General features: G+C 44.1%; 12 protein-coding genes. 3 read left to right on the top strand and 9 right to left on the bottom strand.

Features of this window, described 5'->3' with window-relative positions; translation table 11 throughout:
• Nucleotides 1-78: 78 nt before the first annotated feature.
• Together AC58QM_RS16880 and AC58QM_RS16875 are read left to right on the top strand one after the other, a co-directional pair.
• A complete protein-coding gene (locus AC58QM_RS16880; protein WP_497285855.1) occupies nucleotides 79-1,857 on the top strand; it encodes a sensor histidine kinase in 1,779 nt (592 codons plus the stop codon).
• The gene (locus tag AC58QM_RS16875; RefSeq protein WP_497285854.1) at nucleotides 1,854-3,374 is read left to right on the top strand and encodes a response regulator; all 1,521 of its coding nucleotides are present in this window, start codon (nucleotides 1,854-1,856) and stop codon (nucleotides 3,372-3,374) included. The genes AC58QM_RS16880 and AC58QM_RS16875 overlap by 4 nt, the downstream gene beginning before the upstream one ends.
• A gap of 115 nt (nucleotides 3,375-3,489) precedes the next feature.
• Here AC58QM_RS16875 and AC58QM_RS16870 read toward each other — a convergent pair whose 3' ends face one another.
• Nucleotides 3,490-4,962 carry an arylsulfatase gene (locus AC58QM_RS16870; protein WP_497285852.1) on the bottom strand — a complete coding sequence of 491 codons (1,473 nt, stop codon included), beginning with the start codon at nucleotides 4,960-4,962 and terminating at the stop codon, nucleotides 3,490-3,492.
• Nucleotides 4,963-5,015: 53 nt separating this feature from the next.
• On the bottom strand, nucleotides 5,016-5,855 hold the full coding sequence (locus AC58QM_RS16865) for an AraC family transcriptional regulator (protein ID WP_497285850.1): 840 nt from the start codon (nucleotides 5,853-5,855) through the stop codon (nucleotides 5,016-5,018).
• Between the two features lie 167 nt (nucleotides 5,856-6,022).
• On the opposite strand from AC58QM_RS16865, the gene AC58QM_RS16860 reads away from it, so the two are divergent.
• On the top strand, nucleotides 6,023-8,398 hold the full coding sequence (locus AC58QM_RS16860) for a right-handed parallel beta-helix repeat-containing protein (protein ID WP_497285848.1): 2,376 nt from the start codon (nucleotides 6,023-6,025) through the stop codon (nucleotides 8,396-8,398).
• A 65-nt stretch (nucleotides 8,399-8,463) separates the two neighbouring features.
• Here the strand turns inward: AC58QM_RS16860 and AC58QM_RS16855 are convergent, their stop codons facing one another.
• The 7 genes from AC58QM_RS16855 to AC58QM_RS16825 form a co-directional block, all read right to left on the bottom strand.
• On the bottom strand, nucleotides 8,464-10,938 hold the full coding sequence (locus tag AC58QM_RS16855; protein WP_497285846.1) for a right-handed parallel beta-helix repeat-containing protein: 2,475 nt from the start codon (nucleotides 10,936-10,938) through the stop codon (nucleotides 8,464-8,466).
• A gap of 23 nt (nucleotides 10,939-10,961) precedes the next feature.
• A complete protein-coding gene (locus tag AC58QM_RS16850) occupies nucleotides 10,962-14,072 on the bottom strand; it encodes a glycosyl hydrolase family 95 catalytic domain-containing protein (RefSeq protein WP_497285844.1) in 3,111 nt (1,036 codons plus the stop codon).
• A 43-nt stretch (nucleotides 14,073-14,115) separates the two neighbouring features.
• Complete coding sequence (locus tag AC58QM_RS16845) at nucleotides 14,116-15,369, bottom strand: Gfo/Idh/MocA family protein (protein WP_497285842.1); 1,254 nt, start codon at nucleotides 15,367-15,369, stop codon at nucleotides 14,116-14,118.
• 61 nt (nucleotides 15,370-15,430) lie between these two features.
• Nucleotides 15,431-16,978, bottom strand: coding sequence for an extracellular solute-binding protein (locus tag AC58QM_RS16840; protein ID WP_497285841.1), 1,548 nt, complete (start codon nucleotides 16,976-16,978; stop codon nucleotides 15,431-15,433).
• Between the two features lie 44 nt (nucleotides 16,979-17,022).
• Nucleotides 17,023-17,895 (bottom strand): carbohydrate ABC transporter permease, encoded by an 873-nt coding sequence (locus AC58QM_RS16835; RefSeq protein WP_497285839.1) that lies wholly within the window; start codon nucleotides 17,893-17,895, stop codon nucleotides 17,023-17,025.
• 23 nt (nucleotides 17,896-17,918) lie between these two features.
• A complete protein-coding gene (locus tag AC58QM_RS16830; RefSeq protein WP_497285837.1) occupies nucleotides 17,919-18,878 on the bottom strand; it encodes an ABC transporter permease in 960 nt (319 codons plus the stop codon).
• Between the two features lie 209 nt (nucleotides 18,879-19,087).
• On the bottom strand, nucleotides 19,088-21,406 hold the full coding sequence (locus tag AC58QM_RS16825; protein ID WP_497285835.1) for a helix-turn-helix domain-containing protein: 2,319 nt from the start codon (nucleotides 21,404-21,406) through the stop codon (nucleotides 19,088-19,090).
• Nucleotides 21,407-21,705 lie beyond the last annotated feature (299 nt).

Below are 21,705 nucleotides of genomic sequence, written 5' to 3'. Positions count from 1 at the left end.
AATAATAACGGAGTAGGTTCCATAATTATAGTGATCATTTTTAAGCAGGTAGTGTCCGTTTATAAGGTGGTGTGATTCGTGAAACTGAAGCTTGCTTTCAGCTATCAGAACTTGTCGATTGTGAAAAAGATGGCAATAGGCTACATCTTCATCATCTTCATTCCGATTATTTCATTCGGCCTGTTCCTTTATAATCAGAACTACAATAGCTTCCTCGAAGAGTATGCGCAAGGCAGACAAAAAATTGTGAATCAGGTCCTGAATAACGTCAATGTAAGTACGGTACAAATCGAAACTGCCTATCAGCTATTTCAAAATAATTCGAACACGATTGCCTATTTAAGTGGGAACTATCGGAGCGATTTTGATCAGGTCTCCAATTTCTTGACCTATATCCGACCTTTATTTTCATATATTTTGTCATCGAATCGCATGATTGACGGGATGACCATCTATATGGAGCAGCAGAATGGGATGATTTTCAGGCCAGAAATGGCCAAGATGGACGAGTTCAAGCTGGACGAAAGCATTAAGAGGCTTCCGCTAGGTGTAGGTAAATGGCTAACCTTTACGAATGGCACCGATCCAGACATCAATCTTCATTATTTCCACAAAATTGGAAATCGTAATTTTGAGCAGGACATCGGTCTTCTTGATATCAAAGTAACCTCTAATTTCATGAAACCCTTATTGGAATCGCTTAATTTAAATAACAGAAGCAATTTTTATGTGCTTGATCAGGATAACCAGGTCATTTCTCATATTCAGAAAATCCCCTTGTCCAAAGAATCCGAGAAGTCCTTACTTGCTCAAGCCTTTCAACCTAATGCCAAATACGCGTATCATGCCGTTAATGGAAATAAGTTGCTGATTGAATCCTTTTATTCGGATAACCTTAAGCTTCAGTTTGTGATGATGGAGCAAGTAGACAACGTCTTTATTGGGATCAAAAAAAACAAGTATATTCTCGTATTAATCGTCTCCCTCCTTTTATTATTACTTTCCGGTATCTACTATCTGATCGCCAGTTCGATTACGAAGCGCATTCTGAAGCTTTCCAAGCATATGCGGCAAGTTGACGAGAATCATTTCCCTCTCTATCGCGGAGAAATTAACAAGGACGAAGTCGGGCATTTAACTTCTTCTTATAATGCGATGATCAGGCGCATGGATGAGTTAGTTAATACGGTCCATCGCTCGGAAATGCTGCGAAAAGAATCAGCCTATCTCATGATGCAGGCGCAAATCAAGCCCCACTTTCTTTACAATACACTTGAATCGATCCGCATGATCGCTGAAGCCAATGATGACCCCGAAGCAGCTGAGATGTCCTATACCTTAGGCAAACTATTCCGTTATAGCTTATCTGGAACGAAGAACGAGACTTCGCTGCGAGAAGAAGTGGAAAATGTTAAAGACTATATCAAAATCCAGCAAATTAGATTAGCTGATCGGCTGAAAGTAACGTATGAGATTGACGCGGCTATCGATCATTTTCAATGTCCCCACTACATGCTGCAACCGATCATTGAAAATAGTATTGTTCACGGGATTGCAAATGTACGAAAACAAGGTTCACTTTCAATCCGCATTTGGGAAGATACAGCGTTCATGTATATTAGCGTTGTAGATACGGGTATTGGCATTGAGGTAGAACGACTTATACTTCTCCAAGGCGTATTAAGCGGTACCATGGATGTCCATCGTTTGCAGAAAAGTGGCGGAGGTCTCGGGATTATGAATGTAAACGAACGTGTAAAAATGTTTTTTGGTGAACGCTCCGGAATTCAACTAGAGAGTAAGCTACATGAGGGGACCACATGTATACTCAAGTTAGCTAAGGGGGCAACACCATGAAGCTGATGGTAGTGGATGATGAACCCATCATCTTAAATGGGATTATCCGTATGATCGAGAGGGCACAAACACCGTTTATCGAAATCGTTGGCGCTGCGGATGGCATTGATGCCATGCAGAAGTTAGCCGCCTTTCAGCCTGATTTAATCCTTACGGATATTCATATGCCTGAAATGGACGGACTCACACTGATTAAGGAAATACAAACTCTGAATCTTTGCAACCGATTCGTTATTCTAACCGGTTATGACGATTTTGCTTATGCCAGACAAGCGCTGCGCTGCCACGTCATCGACTATTTATTGAAGCCGATTAATAAGGACGAGCTCATTACCGTACTGGTTAAAATAGCAAAAACCATTCAGGAGGAACAGCAGCGAATCATCGCGCATGATGTACAACTGCTCAAAGAACACATCCTATTCAATACACAGTTGGATGACTTGCCGCTAAAGCCTGAACAGTTGCACACCCTGTTTCCAGCTCCATTTACGATGTTAATCGTAGCCCAAGCAAATGAGCATGTACCGCTTGTAACAGCTGAAAGTCTCACTGTCATGGGTACTCAACAAATGAACATTCCTCACAAAATGTATATTTTTCATTCCCGCTTCTTGCGGCAAACCATTCTGTTGGCAAATTGCGAAGCGATACCGACTGATGAAGAGTTGCAGCTTGCCTGTGACGCAATGTTTGATATCACTGGGATGCAAGTCAACGATTATTCCGTTGGCGTTAGTGTACAGAAGAAAAATATCGAACGAATGCACGATCTTTATGTTGAGGCAATTGCTGCGATGCTATTTAATCGCTACTTTTCCTCGAACCCATTAACGTTCTATCAACCAGCATCAGAACATGACCATCATCACTTTGATCATCTTGTCCAATACATTGAACAATCCATTGACAATCAGCTTACTAGCGAACAGATTGAAAAGGATGTGCTTTCCATACTGCCTCATTTCCCTAACAATACCGAAGGCAATAGCAAGCTTCGCGAGCAGTTTCTTATCTGTATTGGTGTTTATTTGCAACGGGTTGGTCTAACGCCTGATGCCATCTGGGGTGCACATTCAGGAACGAATGTATTCGTATCGAATAGCATTTTACATACAAACTCTCAGATCTCCGAGATCATCTCACAACTCATTCAATATACACGAACGACCAATCACCACCAGCCGAACTTACATACCATTGATAAAATCGTTGCTTTTGTGGAACAAAACTACAAGCTGGATTTATCGCTCGATGCGGTTGCCGATCATGTGCACATGCACCCTAATTACATCAGCATGTTGTTCAGAAAAGAGATGGGGCTGACCTTCCTTCACTACTTACATACCTTTCGACTTACCAAAGCCAAACAAATTATGCAAGAGAATCCGGAATGGCCGATCAACACGATTGCAGAGCAAGTTGGTTACGAAAACCCACGGCACTTTTTCAAAGTATTTAAAAAATTCGAGAACATTACGCCTGGACAATTCAGACTTGAAAGTTCTTCTTTTTGAAGTTCCATACAACGGGATAGATCTTTAATGAATCTATCCCGGCCTATGTCGAATTTGTTGAGGATATGAACACGAAGCAAGGTAAAACGAAAAAAAGCAGGAATTCCCCTGCTTTTTATTTCTTTCCCGCGTGCTCATGGACTATCTGGAGCACCGTTTGCGGAGTCTTGCCAGCAATGAGTTGTTTTCCATCACTGTAACCTTCCTCTCGGTCTGCTAATTCAGCTACGAGTCGTTCACGCCAGTTCTTCAGACTGGCCTTATACCGCGTATCGTCAACCAAATTTTTGAGTTCTTGAGGATCGTCGCTTAAATCGAACAACTGTTCTCCCCCTGTTTGTGAGAACCAGATATATTTTTGGACACCGTCTGTCATGTAATGGTTCGACATCTCTCTAAACATGTGTTCGCCATGCAGGACTTCGCGCCAGGTGATGCTTTCTCCTTTTGCCAACGGGATTACACTCATGCCATCGACCGTTTCAGGAATTGGCACACCGGCCGCCTCCAGCAAAGTCGGCATAATGTCCCTGATTTCGACGACTTGATTTCTCATCGAATTTTTGTCCAGTTTCAGCATTCCTCCCGGATCAGCTAATATAAAAGGTACCTTCACACTGCCTTCATATGGCATCGCCTTACGAAATAAATGATGGTCACCTAATAGTTCGCCGTGATCGGATACGAAGAGAATCACTGTATTGCTGAGTACATCGTACTCATGCATGGCTTGCATAAATCTACCGATCTGATGGTCGACATGTGTAATTAAAGCATAGTACGCAGCTCTCGCCAGTTTCAGCCTGTTTTTAGGAACAATACCTTTGTAGGTAATGGGGTCTAAGCCGCTTCGCTCTACATCATGATCGTCCACCCATTCTCCAATTGCCGGATCTGGTATATCCGCATTCAGGTACATATCGAGAAAAGCTTGCGGTGGATCGAACGGCGGGTGAGGACGAACGAATGACATGCTAAGAAAAAAGGGTTTCCGAGGATCCCGACGGCGCAAGAAATCAATCGATTGGGTAACTACCCAATTCGTCGGGTGCAGCGACTCGGACAAATGCCAAGGCCTAGCCATCGTGGAGGCATTGCAATCAAGACCCAAATCCAGTAGATCGCTTGTCGACCCCGCCCGCTCACGGAGCCAAGGGAGATAATCATCGCAGTTGTCAAAGAATTCGGCTGAAGTCGTCTTTGTGCGCATCCGATTATAGTGCAAGTAGCCGTCATGCAGAATCACATTGTGAAAACCGCATAAATTGCGCGCAGGTGATACATGCATTTTGCCGACACATTGTGTATGATATCCAGCTGCGGACAGCACCGAGGGTAGCGTATGCTCGTAGTCCCACGGCACATGCTCTTGATAGCCGACTCTGCCGTGACTTCGTTGGCTCATGCCCGTAAGCATCGCTGCTCTTGCAGGGATACAACTTGGCGTCGCGGAGTAAGCGTTTCGAAACAGCACGCCAGTGCGCGCCAATTGATCCAGATTAGGCGTGTCTACCACCGGATGGTTCAGGATACTTAAGCAATCGCCTCGCATTTGATCAACAGAAATTAACAAAATATTCGGCTTCATCTAATAGCTCCTTCAGAAATAAAATCGCAGTTGATCAGTCCCTCGTCCTTATCTCACTGCTGATAATACAATTTATTCATCGTACGAAAGCTGATTGGCGTAATGTTTGTGTATTGTTTAAATACCCTAGAAAAATAGTGAGGCTCCAGTCCGATTTGGCGAGAAATTTCGGTTAGTTCTAAATCTGTCGTTAATAGCAGATGCTTCGCCTTTTCAACTCTGGTTTTGTTCATATACCGAATTGGAGGTATCCCTACATTCGATTTGAAGAAAGAAATAAAGTATTTGGGATTATAGCCAGCCATACTTGCTAAATGTTCCACAGTTACATCTTCCGCTAAATGCTTATCGATATACTGGAATATCTCTTTCAGCTTATGTACGGCCGGAGTAGCCGAAAAACGTACACGTTCAGCATCATTTTGAAGCAAAATAGCCATCAAAATTTCGAGCATAAGGGCATTGGTTTTTAATGGCGCATAGACCTCTTGGCTATTGTAGCTATCGATCATCATCTTAAATTTGTCGGCCAAGCTCTCACGGTCGGACACCCGAAAACAATAAGGCATATTCAACAAATGAAATAGGTGCAGCTCACCGACCTTGGCTGTAAAATGGCACCAATATTTACGATATGGTTTTATAGCTGAAGTTGAATAGGAGTGTACGGTCCCCGCAGGGAGAATCACGAGATCGCCAGCTGTGGGCTGAAACTCATGTCCATTAATTCGAAACCACCCCTCCCCATCTTCAATGAGATAGAGAACACTGAAAGGTGGTGTTACATTACGATTTTCCCAGCTTGAAGAGATTTGCGAATGGTTAACCACTAGGACTTCTGTTTGTAAGGCGTTGAAGTAAGATTTGAGCCATTGCTGATTCCTATGTTCCATGGTTAACACACATCCTAAAAAATAATATTTACATGATAACAGATCGAATTACCTAGGATCGAACATTCAATCTGACTTTTGTCCCTAAAGGTATGACTATCCTTCCTATACGATTGGATTCAACTTTTTTATAATGAACTTATCGAAAAGCTGAAAGGATGTAGGCTATGACAACACTATCGGATGAAGCTCAAACTTACTATGTTTCACTTCAAGGTTCGGATGATTATGAGGGGTCTCTGGACAAGCCATTTGCCACTTTGGAGAAAGCTCAATTCGAAATTAGAGCGTTGCTTAGAAGCAAAACACTCAGAGGACCCATTCATGTTTTTTTAAGGGAAGGCACCTATTATTTGAATAAAACGCTTCAATTTACCGCAGAAGATTCCGGCACTGCCCTCTCCCCCGTTGTATACACCGCATATCCAGGTGAAAAAGTAATCTTAAGCGGAGGGATGAGTCTGAACCTCACTTGGTCACCTTATCACAACGGTATTATGAAAGCCCGTCTACCTGAAGGGACGAAAACGGACCAACTCTTCGTGAACGGACGCAAGATGATCATGGCCAGGTACCCTAAGTTCAATGAAAATGAACGTATTTTTAACGGATATGCTGAGGATTGCACGCACCCTGAACGGGTAGCCCGATGGAACAAGCCAGAAGGCGGTTATCTCCATGCGATGCAAAGCCGTATGTGGGGCGGTTACCATTACAAAATCCTTAGCAAAGATGCTAACGGTTCTTTGAACTATGAAGGTGGTTGGCAAAACAATCGGCAATTAGCTATGCATGTCAAATTTAAGTTTGTCGAGAACATCTTTGAAGAGCTTGATTCTCCTGGCGAATGGTACTTGGACACCACATCAAGCATGCTTTATGTGTATCCCCATGCAGATATGGATTTAACTCAAGCTACAGTTGAAGGCGTTCGACTAAAACAACTTATTTCGTTTAGCGGTACCCAGGATCGTCCGGTGGAACAGATTCATGTAAAGGGATGTACGCTGACTCATGCTGCCCGTACATTTATGGACACTCGCGAACCACTGCTTCGCAGTGACTGGACCATTTACCGAGGCGGGGCTATCTTCTTTGACGGTGCCAAAGACTGCACAATAGAAGGCTGCCATCTCGATCAGACAGGCGGGAATGCGATATTTGTCAATAATTTTAATAAGGGAATTACGATTAGAGACTGCCACATCTCGGAGGCAGGTGCGAACGGTGTAGCGTTTGTTGGAGATCCTGAAGCTGTACGTAGTCCATTATTTGAATATAGTCAAAGACAGCAGCTAAGTGATATCGAACTCGTACCAGGTCCTAAAACCGAAAACTTCCCTGCGAATTGTTTGGTTGAAGATTGCTTAATCTATCGCAGTGGACGAATCGAGAAACAAACTGCAGCGGTGCAAATCTCTATGGCTTATGAGATCACGGTACGCCATTGTAGTATCTACGAAGTGCCCCGCGCGGGTATTAACATCTCGGAAGGTACTTGGGGTGGTCATCTTATTGAACACTGCGATGTGTTTGACACCGTACTTGAAACGGGTGATCATGGGGCATTCAATTCCTGGGGGAGAGATCGCTATTGGGGCTTATCGGATATGAACTTAAACCAGCTCAATATAGACCCTGATAAACAACGAAGCACATTACCCCTGTTGGATATGCTCAAACCTAATATTCTGCGTAACAACCGCTGGCATTGTGATTATGGCTGGGATATCGATTTGGATGACGGCTCTAGTTATTACCATATTTATAATAATTTGTGCCTATCCGGAGGCATCAAACTACGGGAAGGATTTTACCGAACGTGCGAAAATAACATCATGGTGGGCAATACGTTCCATCCCCACGTTTGGTATGAAGGAAGTCAAGATATTTTCCGAAACAATATTGTCTTTAAAAACTATAAGCCCATTCGAGTACCCATGCCTTGGGGTGAGACGTGCGAAGCCAACCTCTTACACAACCCGGAAGCTACGGAGGTGCATGCGGCCGAATCGCTTCAACAATTAAGTCATCGGGACGCTCACTCGCTTATAGGGAACGCCATGTTTGTTAATCCCGATTCACTCGACTATACCGTTGCAGAATCTTCGCCAGCGCTGCAGCTTGGCTTTCGTAACTTCCCTATGGATCAGTTTGGGGTGCGATCTCAGGCGCTGAGAGCCATTGTGAAATCACCCAAAATCCCTGTTCCTCAAGGCGATGAGTCAACGAGAGATACCAACCTCCATTCGTGGGGTAGCTGTACCATTAAAAATATTGTGGGACAAGGGGCGGTTTCTGCATTCGGATTGCCACGAGATGGCGGCGTCCTGCTGGAATCTGTCGTTGAAGGTAGTTGGCAGCACTTGGTGGGGCTAAAGGTGCTGGACGTGATCCTATCTGTGAATGATACTGAGATCAATACTGTTTCCGATTTGCTCCATATTGGCAACGGAACAATTGAAACACCGTTTACTTCTTTACAATTTATTCGGTCCCAAAATGCGAAACAAATCAATCTGCCTGTGCAATCATCCTCTTAGAGGGTTACTTACAAATGCGAAGCCACCCAATGGCTTCGCATCGTATTTCAGAGATATTCGTGACCTTATCTATCTTCTTCAAAAACCTCTAGATCAACGACCAATTCCATCCCATTCGTAAATCCTATCGTAACGGTATGGTTGCCGATTTCGATCGTGTCTCTCACATTATTGTGATTAAACAAAAGAGCTTTTCCATCAACAATGGAAGGCTCATCTTTCATGCATGCCAGGGTTGCCTTGACATGCGGATACCATGGGTTCGTTTCCCCCATTGAAGCCAGGTACGCACTGATTTGATCTGAAGCAAGAAATGCATTTCTGACCAGCTTTTTATCTAGAAGTCGATATGAACCTGCTGCAACCGCTTGACCATCCAAGCAAACAAAGGATATCTCGGCCCCGTACGTAAAAATATCCCATGAAATAACGTTAGGAACAGACTTATTAAATCTTGTTGAAGTATCTTTTACGAAAGGAATCTTGTTAGGATCTACGAGGTGAACGTTTAACAGATCCAGTGTACTCTCCTCGTAAGGCGCAGCATGACCTGCCTGTCTGGCAATTTGAATCGCTTCCTGCGGAAGCACTTTCATCTGAATATAATTGTCACCCATAATCGTGTACTCACCGTCAAAGGTATGATGATGTAAACCTATTTCATAGCCTTTTTCTGTGTAATTATCATAAGCTACCATACCTCGGTGATTACTTATTCCATTGGCAGAAACCCATTTGTGATGAATATTGGTCATCACGTTGTGACGTAATACCACATAATCTAAGCCTGCATCAAAATAAACCGCATTGCCTGTCCCCGTTTTGTTATTAAAATAATTGTACTCGACAATCGTTCCCGGCATTGCATTGATCATATACAGCCCGCCGCCATCATGCATATCCGCTTCTTTGCGCAAATAGTCAGTAATGCGATTATAGGCAATATAGTTATTGCACATATGGCTCTCACGGCCAGTTTCACGCCAACCCCAACCCACGTTAATTCCCGTGTAGGACACATGCTGAATCGTATTATGCACAAGTTTTAAATTCATTTCATATCCGGTCCATATGGCCACTGTATCGCTAAATTGTTTCCCCGTCCATTCAACCAGGTTCTTGGAAATCGTGTTATTGTAGGACAACTCACGTTCTTCCAGCGGAACGATGGGAGGCTCAAGTAAGCCTGTTTTTGAAAAGTGAGGCCCCACTTGATGCGGATCCGTCGCAGTATCGCTTGTATGTTTCGCATCTCCAAGATAGATGGCTCCACCTGATAGATCGGTAAACACATTATTATGAATGATACTGTTACGACTGCCATTTGTAATCATTAATGCCGTGCTTCCAATCTTGGAGAATTCGCAATTCATAAATTGGATATGATCACCTGAATGAACATACACCGCGCCATGCGGAGGAGCAGCATAACTTCCCCACGGGTCAGAGCGTGGCCCCTCCTCTTCCGGCCCCGTTAAGGTATGTCCGGCTTGTGTACACACATATCCATCGCTTGTCCCCGGTCTCAAAAATGTATTGTGCTGAAACACAATACCATCAAATATCAGATGTCTTATTTTTTCAGAACCAATACCGCCCTTTTCTCTGCCCGGTTGAGGCGTTGTCACTTCACTTAAATTCCTGCCTTCCAGCACCATGATTTTCTCCAAAAAAGGAGCTATCACTTCGGCAGTATCCATGTTTTGTCCTACTCTTGGGATGTAATACAAGACATGTTCCAAATAATCCAGATAAAATTCGCCTGGTTGATCTAATAATGCGTATGCATTTTGAAAATAATCGACCCCTCCGCCGTACTTTCGCCATGAGGCTCCATTCCAGTCATAGTGTACACGATCGGTCGTGGAAGCATTTCTCCAAGCCGTTTGTGACATATAAACGATATCATTCTCTACCTTTTCAACGGGAACGACGAAATGTCTCCAACGAACATTTCTTACAGCTTCCAACTGGCTGATATCTCCATATTGTCGAACAGCATCCGCAACCGTCCCACGCAGACCTAATCCCGCCGTTGTCCCGCTGCCTCCAGGCAGGGTAGCCTCATAAGCCGCTTGAATCGTATCAAATTCCAAACCAATCACACTGTTTCTGCTTCTTGCTAATACACATCGTTCCCCATTTACATATAGATCACGAGTAATAAAGCCATCATCATTTATTTCCAGCTTATAGATGTGTTTCTCCGAATCATGTAATGCCCATTTTCGATCCAGCTGTTTTCCGCCTGAAAAAATAGGTTTATTGTTTAGGTCTCTCGCCTTCCAGATAATATTGAAGCCATCTTTACCTGAATCTTCTCTGGTGAATAGCAAAGTTTGATCGAAATAGTACGTTCCGCCCTCTAGGATGACTTCAATATCGGCTGTCATGTTTTTCGCCGCATGCCTAACTAACTCCTGAGCCCTCAAAATCGAAGCAGGATCATGCTGCTCACCTGTTGCATCCGTTCCTCCTTTTGGGGAGACATAGAATTGAATCGGCTCTGAAGATTGGCTGTTTACAGGTTTACTAGTCATATTAACGAACCTCTCTTACGTTTTTATAAATAGGTGTAATTTTTATTCATAATGAGCACATTGATTCTCCACTGCAAATCATCACGCGTGCGGAAATGTATTCTCACATACCCGTCTTTCCTCATCATCACTGGCAAAATATCCGTCGCATATTCGCCCGCTTTCAGCACCTTTTCCGGCCTCCACACGCTTTGCCCTTCGATTTCTATCTCTGTATAAGAAGGCAAGTCATGGTCTCCAGACACGAACAGCAAATCATATCTTCCTTTCGGTAGCTCCATGATAAAGACGGACTCACCCGCGCCTCCGATAAAGTCTCTTCGCAGACCATCTGGCTCTACGCGATCAACGGCAATGAGCTCGCCCGCCTTCTCCCAGCCGATGCCAGAATAAGGTGTGAACTCTGTTTCCGGTGAGATTTTACGGAACGTTTGACCGATGACGCCGTCCATATGAACCTGTCTGGGCAGCACGCTAAAGTAATCTTTGTTCAGCACATCTGAATGGACGCCGAAATCCAGCCGGTATGCGGCTAATCTTGACTCCCGATAGTTGCCGGAATAATAATCGAACGTGAAGTGATCAAGTGTTTGGTAATAGTGGGTTTCTTGGTCCTTGCCGAGAAACACTCTCCGATGTGTGTGCGCTTCATGAACACGAGGACCAGTCACATTCCTAGCAGCTGCACGATTCGTTTCGGATAAGGTGCAGTCAGGCTGCAAATAGTGAGACTGCGGGTAAATGGCATACTCTCCGTTTTTTACGGTATCAAACGAAATATACTTGCCCTCCTGCTGCTCCTCCTCTACCCACGATAAACCCTCCGAGCGCCATACCGTGACCTTCGTGTCCACGCCGAACGGATTTAGCACAACGGCACGTTTTCCAGCTTTGCTCTTGATTTTAACCCACATGGTGCGTCCCTGTTCCCTACTTGCGCTAATCTCAAATGCCCCTGCTGCCAGTAAACCTTGAAATGCACAATCATTCCACTTCTCGTAGGTATACACTTTCTTGTCGACATCGTGCTCATACAGGCCGACCATCCGTCCTAGTTCTGGTTCACCTGAAGGTACGGCAGGAAATACCTCAATAAAGCCATGATAGCTTTGCAGCAGCATCTCGTTAACCGCAGCTACCATTTCTCCAGACGCTTCCATCATGAAGGGATGATATAAAGGCTCGTTCGTAATATTGCAATAGTTCATCCATCGCTCTGTTTCCTCGGCAAACAGTCCATTGCTCCTTAATGACAAGTCGATTCCTTGTTCATACAGCAGTCGGAGAGCCGTATTACCTTTGCCCAGCCTGGAAGCAGCACAGGAAAGCCAACCAAACTGAAACATGCCGAATTCCGTACTCTCCTCTGCATAGCGGAGTGTGTTCTCTGCCCGCTTCCGTAGCGTTTCATCGCTATACTTGTTCATTTCCCCAATGGGATAAATCGGCATAAGCAAGGACGGATGCCGTAAATGCAGATCGGCAGGCGCCCATTCTGAATCCAAAAGAACGTCACCGTACTTGCTTGAAACAGTGGTCGGGTATGGCGCCAATCCGTCTGCCAATTCGGTCCACCTTTGTCGGTCAGCCTCCTCTTCACCAAGCTGGACATTCGCTTCAATCGCGATTTTCAGCAAATAGTTAACCGTCGACAGTGTGCATGTCGAGTTTCTTGTCAAAGGCCCCTGTTCCGGCGAAATGTCTGGAAAAACATCATACTGCCCTTTGTCAGCATCGTACTGCAGATAGCCTTCAAAAAATTGAATAATCTTCTTAAATAGCGGATAGGCGTTTTCACGCAAAAAAACCATGTCCATGCTGTACCTATAATAGTCCCATAAAAACTGCGCACACCAAGGCCAGATGCTTAAATACAAAGCGTGCGGGTAGTCCCCAGCAACACCTTCCAGCTGGTAAAATTGCTTCGCCATTTGCTCAGCTAGAGCCGTGTGCGACAGTAATCCGTCGTTGAATGCCTCCGCTACTTCGAGGTGATTCGCCGTGTAGAGTGGCCAGAAAGCAGCTTGAATGTTCACATCCCAATACCACATGCTGCCCCACTTCGTCGGCTGCTTAATGTCCCATAATCCGTTCAGTCCGCAGGCCTGCTCCTTCATTCTGCCGCCTTTGCCGCTGCTGCAAGCGATTGCATACAAATTGATGTACCATAAATCCTCGATCATTTTATCGGGTAAGCTAATGGATGAACGCTGCCAGAAGCCTCTCCAATGTTCTTGGTGCCTCACAGTCATCTCGGTTACTTGTGAGATGGATACACGCAATCTTTCTAGCGCAGCTGCAAGCAAGTCTTTCGTTTCTTCTTCCGTCACAACCGTTGTCAGAAGTGTCATCTCCTGCCCGGCATCGCGAAGGTGAACACGAACGGATTCTTCCGTGAATTCGGCATTCCCCTTTGCGCCAATTACTTTCATCAGGACAAGGAAGGAAAATGGTTCGTATTGCTCCTTATCTTCGCCGTCAGGGTAGAACGAACCCTGATAATAAAACGTCGTCTCATCGAGCTGATGATATTGAACGTTCATATCGACGTATCTTCGGAAAGGAACAGTCATGGATACCGATTTCAACAAATCCGCCTTCGTTTGCTTGATTTTCGTTACAACATAGTCGCTTTCATGCGTAATGAACGTGTGTACGTTTAACTCATCATCACCTTTTTCGATATGTAAATGAACGTCTGCCTGTTCAATGTCTAACCGAAGTGAATAACGGTCTGGATCTGCCAATTCCTCGGACGGAAACAACTGCATTTCCCCTGTAGGATAATGGGATGTTCCGCCGGATGGCTTGCCGTACTTTCTATACATGCTATTGCTGGATAGGGCATCTCCGTAGAGAAAAAATGGACCCTGATCCGGATTTCGATACTTCTCATTTGCTTTTTGTTTTAATTCATCAAACGTGTAACCGTATTGCCGATGAAAATCACGGGTTTCCCCATTCCGATATTTCTTGCTGTAACGATGAAGCTTTTGATAGTAAATCTCATAATGATTTAACACCGTTGTTAGCTTATGATCCTCAAAAAATACCATGCCTCCAAAATGCCCGTTGCCGAGCGGTAAAGCCTCATTCCAGCTGCTCGAGGCATTCTCGTATGCTATAGATCGCACTTCTCTCCCTCTTCTCTATCCCCACTGATTCTGATTATCGCTATTACACCTGGACTAATAACTTCTTATAAAAATCGTCGAGTTCAATCGATTGACCATGATGTAATCGTGACTGTTCCGCTGCAAACGCCATCAGATGGCTGCGAACCGAAGCTGATGCAGACGTAAGGCTTTCGCTTCCGTTATAACCGCGTACTTCTTTGAGCAAGCTGCGAACAATGCCGCTGTCCCCTCCACCATGGCCCGTCGTCTGTTCCGGGATTTGAATCATAGTGTTTTCGTGAGTAACGAAATCCATGACCGTAATTTGGCCTTCCTCACCACGAATTTCGCCCTTTGTCCCCATAATCTGAATACGACGTTCCTGATGCCGAGTGAACCCGCACATACTAAATGTTGCCGTAGCGCCGCCCTCAAATTCCATGTTAACGACTTGATGATCGACGACATTGTTATCACTCTTATAAACACATCGACCGTAATTGGTTTCTTTTAGCCCCTTTACGATGTTCTCGCGCGTAAGCTCTTCGGTAAAATGACGAGCCCAATTTTTCCCTTCGCCTAAATAAAAACGCGGGGCTGAATAAGGACAGCTTGACTCCACAGCACAGCTCAGACAAGTATCCGAAGAACCTTCTGGTGCGTTGCCGGCGTGGAAATGCTTTAGAGAACCGTAAGAACTAACGCGCAGGCAGGGCTGATCCATCAGCCAGGATAAGACATCCATGTCGTGACAGGATTTAGCTAAAATCATCGGGCTCGACGTGTCAGCATTGTTCCAATTTCCCCGCACAAAGCTGTGAGCCATGTGCCAGTAACCTACATTCTCGTTAAGCTGTATAGACACAACCTCGCCAATGCGTCCTTCCATAAGGAGTCGCTTCATTGCTGACCAAAAAGGCGTATATCTGAGCACATGACAGATCGTAAGCAGCCGGTCGTTCTTCTTGGCGGCCGACTCCATTTCGATGCATTCTGCTGGTTCCGGTGACATCGGTTTCTCAAGTAGAACATGATATTTTTTCTTTAATGCTTGTACTGTCGGCTCAACATGCATGCGATCCTGTGTTGCGATAATGGCGATATCGGCCATCTGTTCCTCTTCGAGAATCTGCTCCCATGACCTATATTGACGCTCCGCCGGAATGTTATGCTTTTCAGCAAATTTGGCCAGCCTTTCCGGATTAAGTTCCGCGACGGAAACTATCTTCAATTCATGCGGATAATCGAGTGCGTACTGTGCGTAGGTCGCACCTCGGGCGCCTGCGCCAATTAAAATTGCTGTCAGCTGCTTCATGTGAATTTCTCTCCTATGTATAAAGCCGGAAACGGAATCGGATCCCATTTCCGGCTTTCAATTATTTTTTCTTATTTTCGTTATATTGGTCCAAATACTCTTTCAAGATTTGAGTGCCGATGCCACTACTCCATGCATCGATTTCAGCCTGTACGGCTTCCCATTTACCTTGATTTAATACGTATTTCACCGCTGCATCCGTAATTTTTTTCGCATGATCTGGATTTTTGCCTCCCGTGTCAGACAAATATGCAATGAACGGATTCTCTACGCCGATATTATCAAAAGAGTCTAGAATGCCCTTCTGCGCTTTATTTATTTCGGAAACTTGGGAGTCTGCATACGTATATTTGGTGTACTCATTTTGCAAAATTAATAGACTTGGTCTTTCTTTGTCATACAATTTCTTTTGTTCGTCCGTACGTTCTGCTAAACCCAAATCTTTATTAAAGCTGTTGTAGTGAATGCCTTGAACACCAGCTTTGCCAATGCTCGTTGCTTCGTCCGAAGCAGACCAATCCAAGAACTCCACAATTTTTTGCACTTTATCTTTGCTCACATTGGAAGGCACTACCCAAATCCCAAAGTATCCTTCAATTTTCTGAACGCCTTTTTGGCCTTCTGGCCCTTGAAGATAAGGGATACCTACCAATTCCGCCTTCGGATCCGTTTTACGCATCTTGGCGATGTTATTTTCATTCATAATGCTAACGTTGTTCACAAACGCACCAGCAGCACCAGAAAGGAATTTATCCAAAGCCGCTCCACCTTTTTGTACAGGAGCATCCTTGTCAATCAAGCCATTCTCCGTAGCCATACGAATCCAATCCAAAAACTTTTTATAGCCAGGATCTTGGAAATAAATAGATGCTTTATTCCCATCGACTTTATAGGTATTCGGAACTCCCATAGCGAAAGCAAGCGGGTTCATGGAACTGAACAATGGACTCGTGTACGGCCCCGCTACAAGCGGAATGGTTTTGCCACCACCAGCAGGATCTTTTTCTTTGAATACTTTCAGCGCATTCGTGAATTCATCAACGGTTTTCGGCACAGGAAGATTATATGTATCTAACCAGTCTTTGCGGATGAAAATGTTGGCATTGCCTCCTGCCATTAGTGGACGCGGTCTTGGAATACCGTACAGTTCACCCTTTACTGACGTATTGTCCCAGGAGTACTGAGGAATTTTTTGTAAATTCTTCATCCCTTTAACGACCGAAGTCAGATTGTGGAATGCCCCTTGCTTAACCAGCTTTTCATATTTGCTGTCTTTGCCGTCAGTTAGCAGTATGAGATCATACTGGCTTCCTGAAGCAATAGCGATGTTCACTTTATCCGGATAGACATCACCGGGAATAAACTCTACATTCAACTTAACATTTGCTTTCTTTTCTATTTCTTTCAAGGCTTGGCTGTTTTCCAATACGGGAGGCTCACCGCCCGACAAAATCGCCAATGCTTTAATCGTTGTTGGCTCGGCAGACTTTTTGTTGGCCTCCGCTTTAGGGCTGCTTGAACTTTCATTGCCCCCAGTTGAACAAGCAGTTGCTACACCTACACTTAAAGCTAAAGCAAGAACCGTCATCATTACCTTTTTAGGTTTCATTGAAAATAACTCCCCTCATATAATTTCGGTGCAGGTACCCTCGTCTATTCTTTAATCGAACCAAGCATCGCCCCCTTCGCGAAGTGCTTTTGCAAGAAGGGGTAGACAGTTACAATCGGAACCATGGCGATAAGGATCGCCGCCATTTTTACATTATCCCCTACCTTACCGACCAATTCAAAATTAAGTGCGTTCTCGGAGGCGATATTCGCATCACCGGCAATGACCATCAAACGAAGAAGCACTTGAATAGGCCATTTTGAGCTATCATTTATATAAATAACAGCTCCAAAAAACGAATTCCAATGCGACACCATGAAGAATAGAGAGAAGGTTGCAATGATCGGCATGGAAAGTGGAATGACTACCGACCAAAGCGTTCGAATCTCACCTGCCCCATCAATGCGCGCCGCTTCTTCCAGAGACTCAGGCAAACTCTGAAAGAATGTCTTCATAACAAGAATGGTAAAAGCGTTCGTCGCTCCCGGCAAAATCAGCGCCCAGTAGCTGTCTAATAAGCCAAGCCATTTAACCAGCAAATAAGATGGAATTAATCCCCCGTTAAAAACCATTGTAAATAGGATCATGTATAAGATGTATTTTCTTCCGGGCATCATTTTCTTTGAAATCGCATAAGCCAGCATAATCGAAATCGTCACATTGAAGATTGTGCCTACAAATGTAATATAGATGGTGTTGACGATACTATGGGTAAAGCGGGCCGTCGAAAATAAATACCGATATGCCTCAATCGTAAATTCTTTTGGAATCAAGAAAAATTTTCCACCCAAAGATTCAGATGCTGGACTGAGCGATACAGCCAACATATAAAGAAACGGAACGATAACCGCTAGGCTAAGTCCCAGCAAAAACAAAGCATTACAAATAGCAAACAGTGAGAATCTCTGCTGATTCATAGGTTCCCCCCTCCATGTTTTTATTAAAAAATCCCCTCTTCTTTAAACAGCTTAGCCGCGTAGTTCGCAATCAGCATGAGGATCAAGCCGACAATCGAATTAAACAACCCTACTGCGATACTGAAGCTGAATTCAAAACGTTGTAAACCAACCTTATACACGTAAAGATCAAACACATTCGAAACACCTTCGTTGAAATTGTTCCACATCAGAAACACTTGTTGAAAGTTAGAGTCCATGACCGATCCTAGGCGAAGAATCAAAAGAATGACGATCGTGCTTCGAATCCCGGGCAGCGTAATATACCAAATGCGTTGCATACGGTTTGCCCCGTCAACCTTAACAGCTTCATAGAGTTCCGGATTAATGCCTGCCAGCGCTGCCAGAAGAATAATCGTTCCCCAACCGGCGTCTTTCCATATATGCTGCAGGACGATTAAGGGACGAAACCATTCGTTACTCATTAAAAACGGTAGGTTTTTGTCAAACAAGATGTCCAAATAGTGATTAATCACGCCTGACGGACCGAAGAAAATAAACGAAATGCCTACAATGATGACCCATGATACGAAATGGGGCAAATAAACGACAGTCTGTATAAACCGTTTATACATAACCGAGTGTACTTCATTCAGTAACAATGCCAATAAAATCGTAAACGGGAAGAAAAAAAACAAATTGTAAAGACTGAGTAAGAGTGTATTTTTAAGAAGCTGAAAAAAAGTTGGTTCGGCGAAAAATCGTTGGAAATGCTCAAAGCCAACCCATTCGCTTTTAAAAAAGCCTTGGTACGGACTGTACTCTTGAAAGGCGAGCATCACGCCCCACATGGGGACATAATGAAAAATAATAAAATACAGAACGCCAGGGGCCGCCAAAAAGTAAAGCCACACATATTTTTTTAACGATTGCCTTCTGAGTGATGACGGCTTTACCGATGATGGTTTCACCGATGATTGCTTATCTACAGACACATATGCCATCGAATCAACTTCCTCCTCCATCCAGGTTGTGAGATTACGATACCCTTAAAGTCCACTGTTGTACAACATCAAACTTTTATGGAACATGAACTTTTTTCCCCTCACAAAAATGTGCACTCGCTGCAAAAAAATGTACACAATCCAAATAAAGCGCAAAAAAAGTGCACTGAATTGAATCAGTGCACTTAAGCTGTCCCTTTTTGGAATACTTACATACTTCCCTTGTGAATCTCCCGGTATTGCGTCGGTGTAATACCCTCGTGCTTTTTAAAGACACGATAATAGTAGGAGGGCTGATAGCCGACACGGTATGCAATATCATTTACCTTTTCGGTGGAGTGAAGCAGAAGTTCCTTGGACTTATTGATTCGCAAACGGGTTAAGTAGTCTATGAAATTAACGCCAATCACTTCTTTAAAGCCTGCGCTGAGCTTGTAAATGCTGATGCCGAATCGTTCCGCATACCATTCGAGTGATACATCCTCTGTGTAATTTTCCTCCAACAACCCAACTACCGTATCGATCGTCTCCTTCATGAGGTGCACCTGCGTCTTCGTCACGGTTTCCTCTACAGCTTTGAGATAAATGTTAATTTTATCTCTAAACCAACGAGCCATTTCATGAGGTTCACGCATCCTGCCTAGTTCTTCATAAAGATCCGTACGGTACAAAGTTATAGGGCTATAGCCTGCCAATAGAATCTGGTTAAGAAAAGTGCCCAGTAATTGGTTCATCCCCAACCGCAAGGCCATTTCCGTCTCCATAACGACAGTCATTTCAGTCATAAAATGACTGAGAGCATCCTTTGTCTCCTCGCTGTCTCCTGAACGTATACAGCGCATCAGTTCCTTCTCAGCTGCAAAAGGGTACGGTATGGAAGGCTCATTAATGGTGAGCTGCTCTAAATCCAAGATTTGGTTTGATTCCTGAATATTTCGATGACGGAATGACTGGTTCACCTCTTGGAAAGCAAGTGGAAGTTCAGATAGTCGGCTTATCGGCTTCGCTATTCCGACCAAAATATTCATTTGCAGGATGGTCGTTAGTGTACGTACCACATCTTCACTGAATGCATGGATCTTTCCGTTGTCGGCATATTCTTCAGGAAGCATCAAGAGCAAGCTAACCGAAAAGTCTTGACCACTTATGACTTCTGCCTGTTCAAATTGATTCTCCGCAATCTCACTGATGACATTGACTGCTGCAAAGGTGACTAACTGCTCATCCCCGTTATCAAACCGGCCCTGAAGCCTGGAAAAACCGAGCAGGCGAATAACAACAAGCGCAAGCCGTTTGCCTTCGAGGTCCCACCCGTATTGCTCCATCCGTGTACGCAAATTATCTTCTGACAAATAGAGATGGTCGTTCAACAATTGAAACAGAAAAAATTCCCTTAATGTAACGAAGTGGCTCTCCATACGTTCATGTAAAATTTTGCTTTCACTGTTTAAAAACTTCCATTGCCGCTCGATAAATTCGAACTCATCGCCAACTTCATGCTGTGGAAATTCTTTCTTCGTGGATCTGAATAATTGAACAAGCCGATTCATAGGCTGATTCAGCCTTTTGGATGCCATCCAAGATAGACCAACAGCTATAAAGATACCCATGCAGCCAAGCATTAACAAAATCCTTGAGGCATTGACAATCGGCTGCGTAAGTTTCGATATGGGCTCGGCTGACACATACATCCAGCCGGTTCGGTCGATGAAACCGTATGTTACTGCATATTTCTCGCCTTTCCAATTGCTGAAAAAAGAACCTTGCTTGTTTTGATACTTGTTCACTTCATCTCTTAAGTAACTCTTAAATGCGTGTGTTTCCAACTCAGGTGTCTCATTTGAGTCCAACCAGTCTCCGTTGGCTTTCAGAATAAACGCCGTTGCTTGCAAGTTAGGATCTGGGCTAATTAATTGATTAATGGCACTCGCATCAAATTGCGCAAGCAAATACCCATAAGGCGCTGTTTCAGGCACTAGCTGAACCAGGGATAAATAGCCACCAGCATAGGTCCAATAATGCTCCATATCTTTGATGAAAAGCGAACGAAAAAAATCAATTTCAGATTCCGTAATTGGAACTACGAATTTCGTGTTGAGTGAGGATAGAAAAATCTCACTGTCTGGCAAATACATCCGTACCTCTCGAAGCAAAGGGCTTGAATTACTCATGATTAGCAAGGTCTTGGCCAAATCCTGAGACTGAACAATATTACTTTGAAAATCCTTCATCGTCATATCGCCAAGTTTATTTTGAAAAATCGGATTAAACTTCCACATCGTCACCATTTTTTCAAGCTGGAGCAGCTGATCGTTCAGCTTCTCCGCCATATACTGCTGCCGGAGTTGATGTGTTCGGTTAACCTCTCGTTCAATTTGGGAGACGCCTACGAAATAAGTTGCCACAGCAAGCAAAGCTGTAGGAAGACTGGCCATCAAAAGTACAATTGCAAAGCTCTTCCGAGAAAAGTGACCTCTGGTTAGGTTGCGTTTAAATGGTAGAAACTTGCTGCGAATGCTTTTATCCATTACTAAATGTCCCCCAGCCTGTACAAAGAGATTGATATAAACTTTTTTAAAGTCTATTCTACAATAAATCTCAACATCCATGCACAATTAATTTGCTTCATAAGCAGGCAGAGACAAGATAGTGGCGGTTAGCCCCTGGGACATTACCCGGGAAATAGAGGTGAGACGGATTGTTGGCATCATCGAATATGAAATCTGCAAAACTTAACAATGATAACTAGCAGGAAAATAATCAACGCTCCCGTCTTTCAAGGACGGGAGCGTTGATTAGGTAGGTTTTATCGTTACTTAGGGCCAAG

It is taken from the genome of Paenibacillus sp. J22P165, assembly GCF_059692015.1.
The sequence above is the reverse complement of the archived record's forward strand: the minus strand, read 5'-3'. Positions and strand labels throughout refer to the sequence as shown.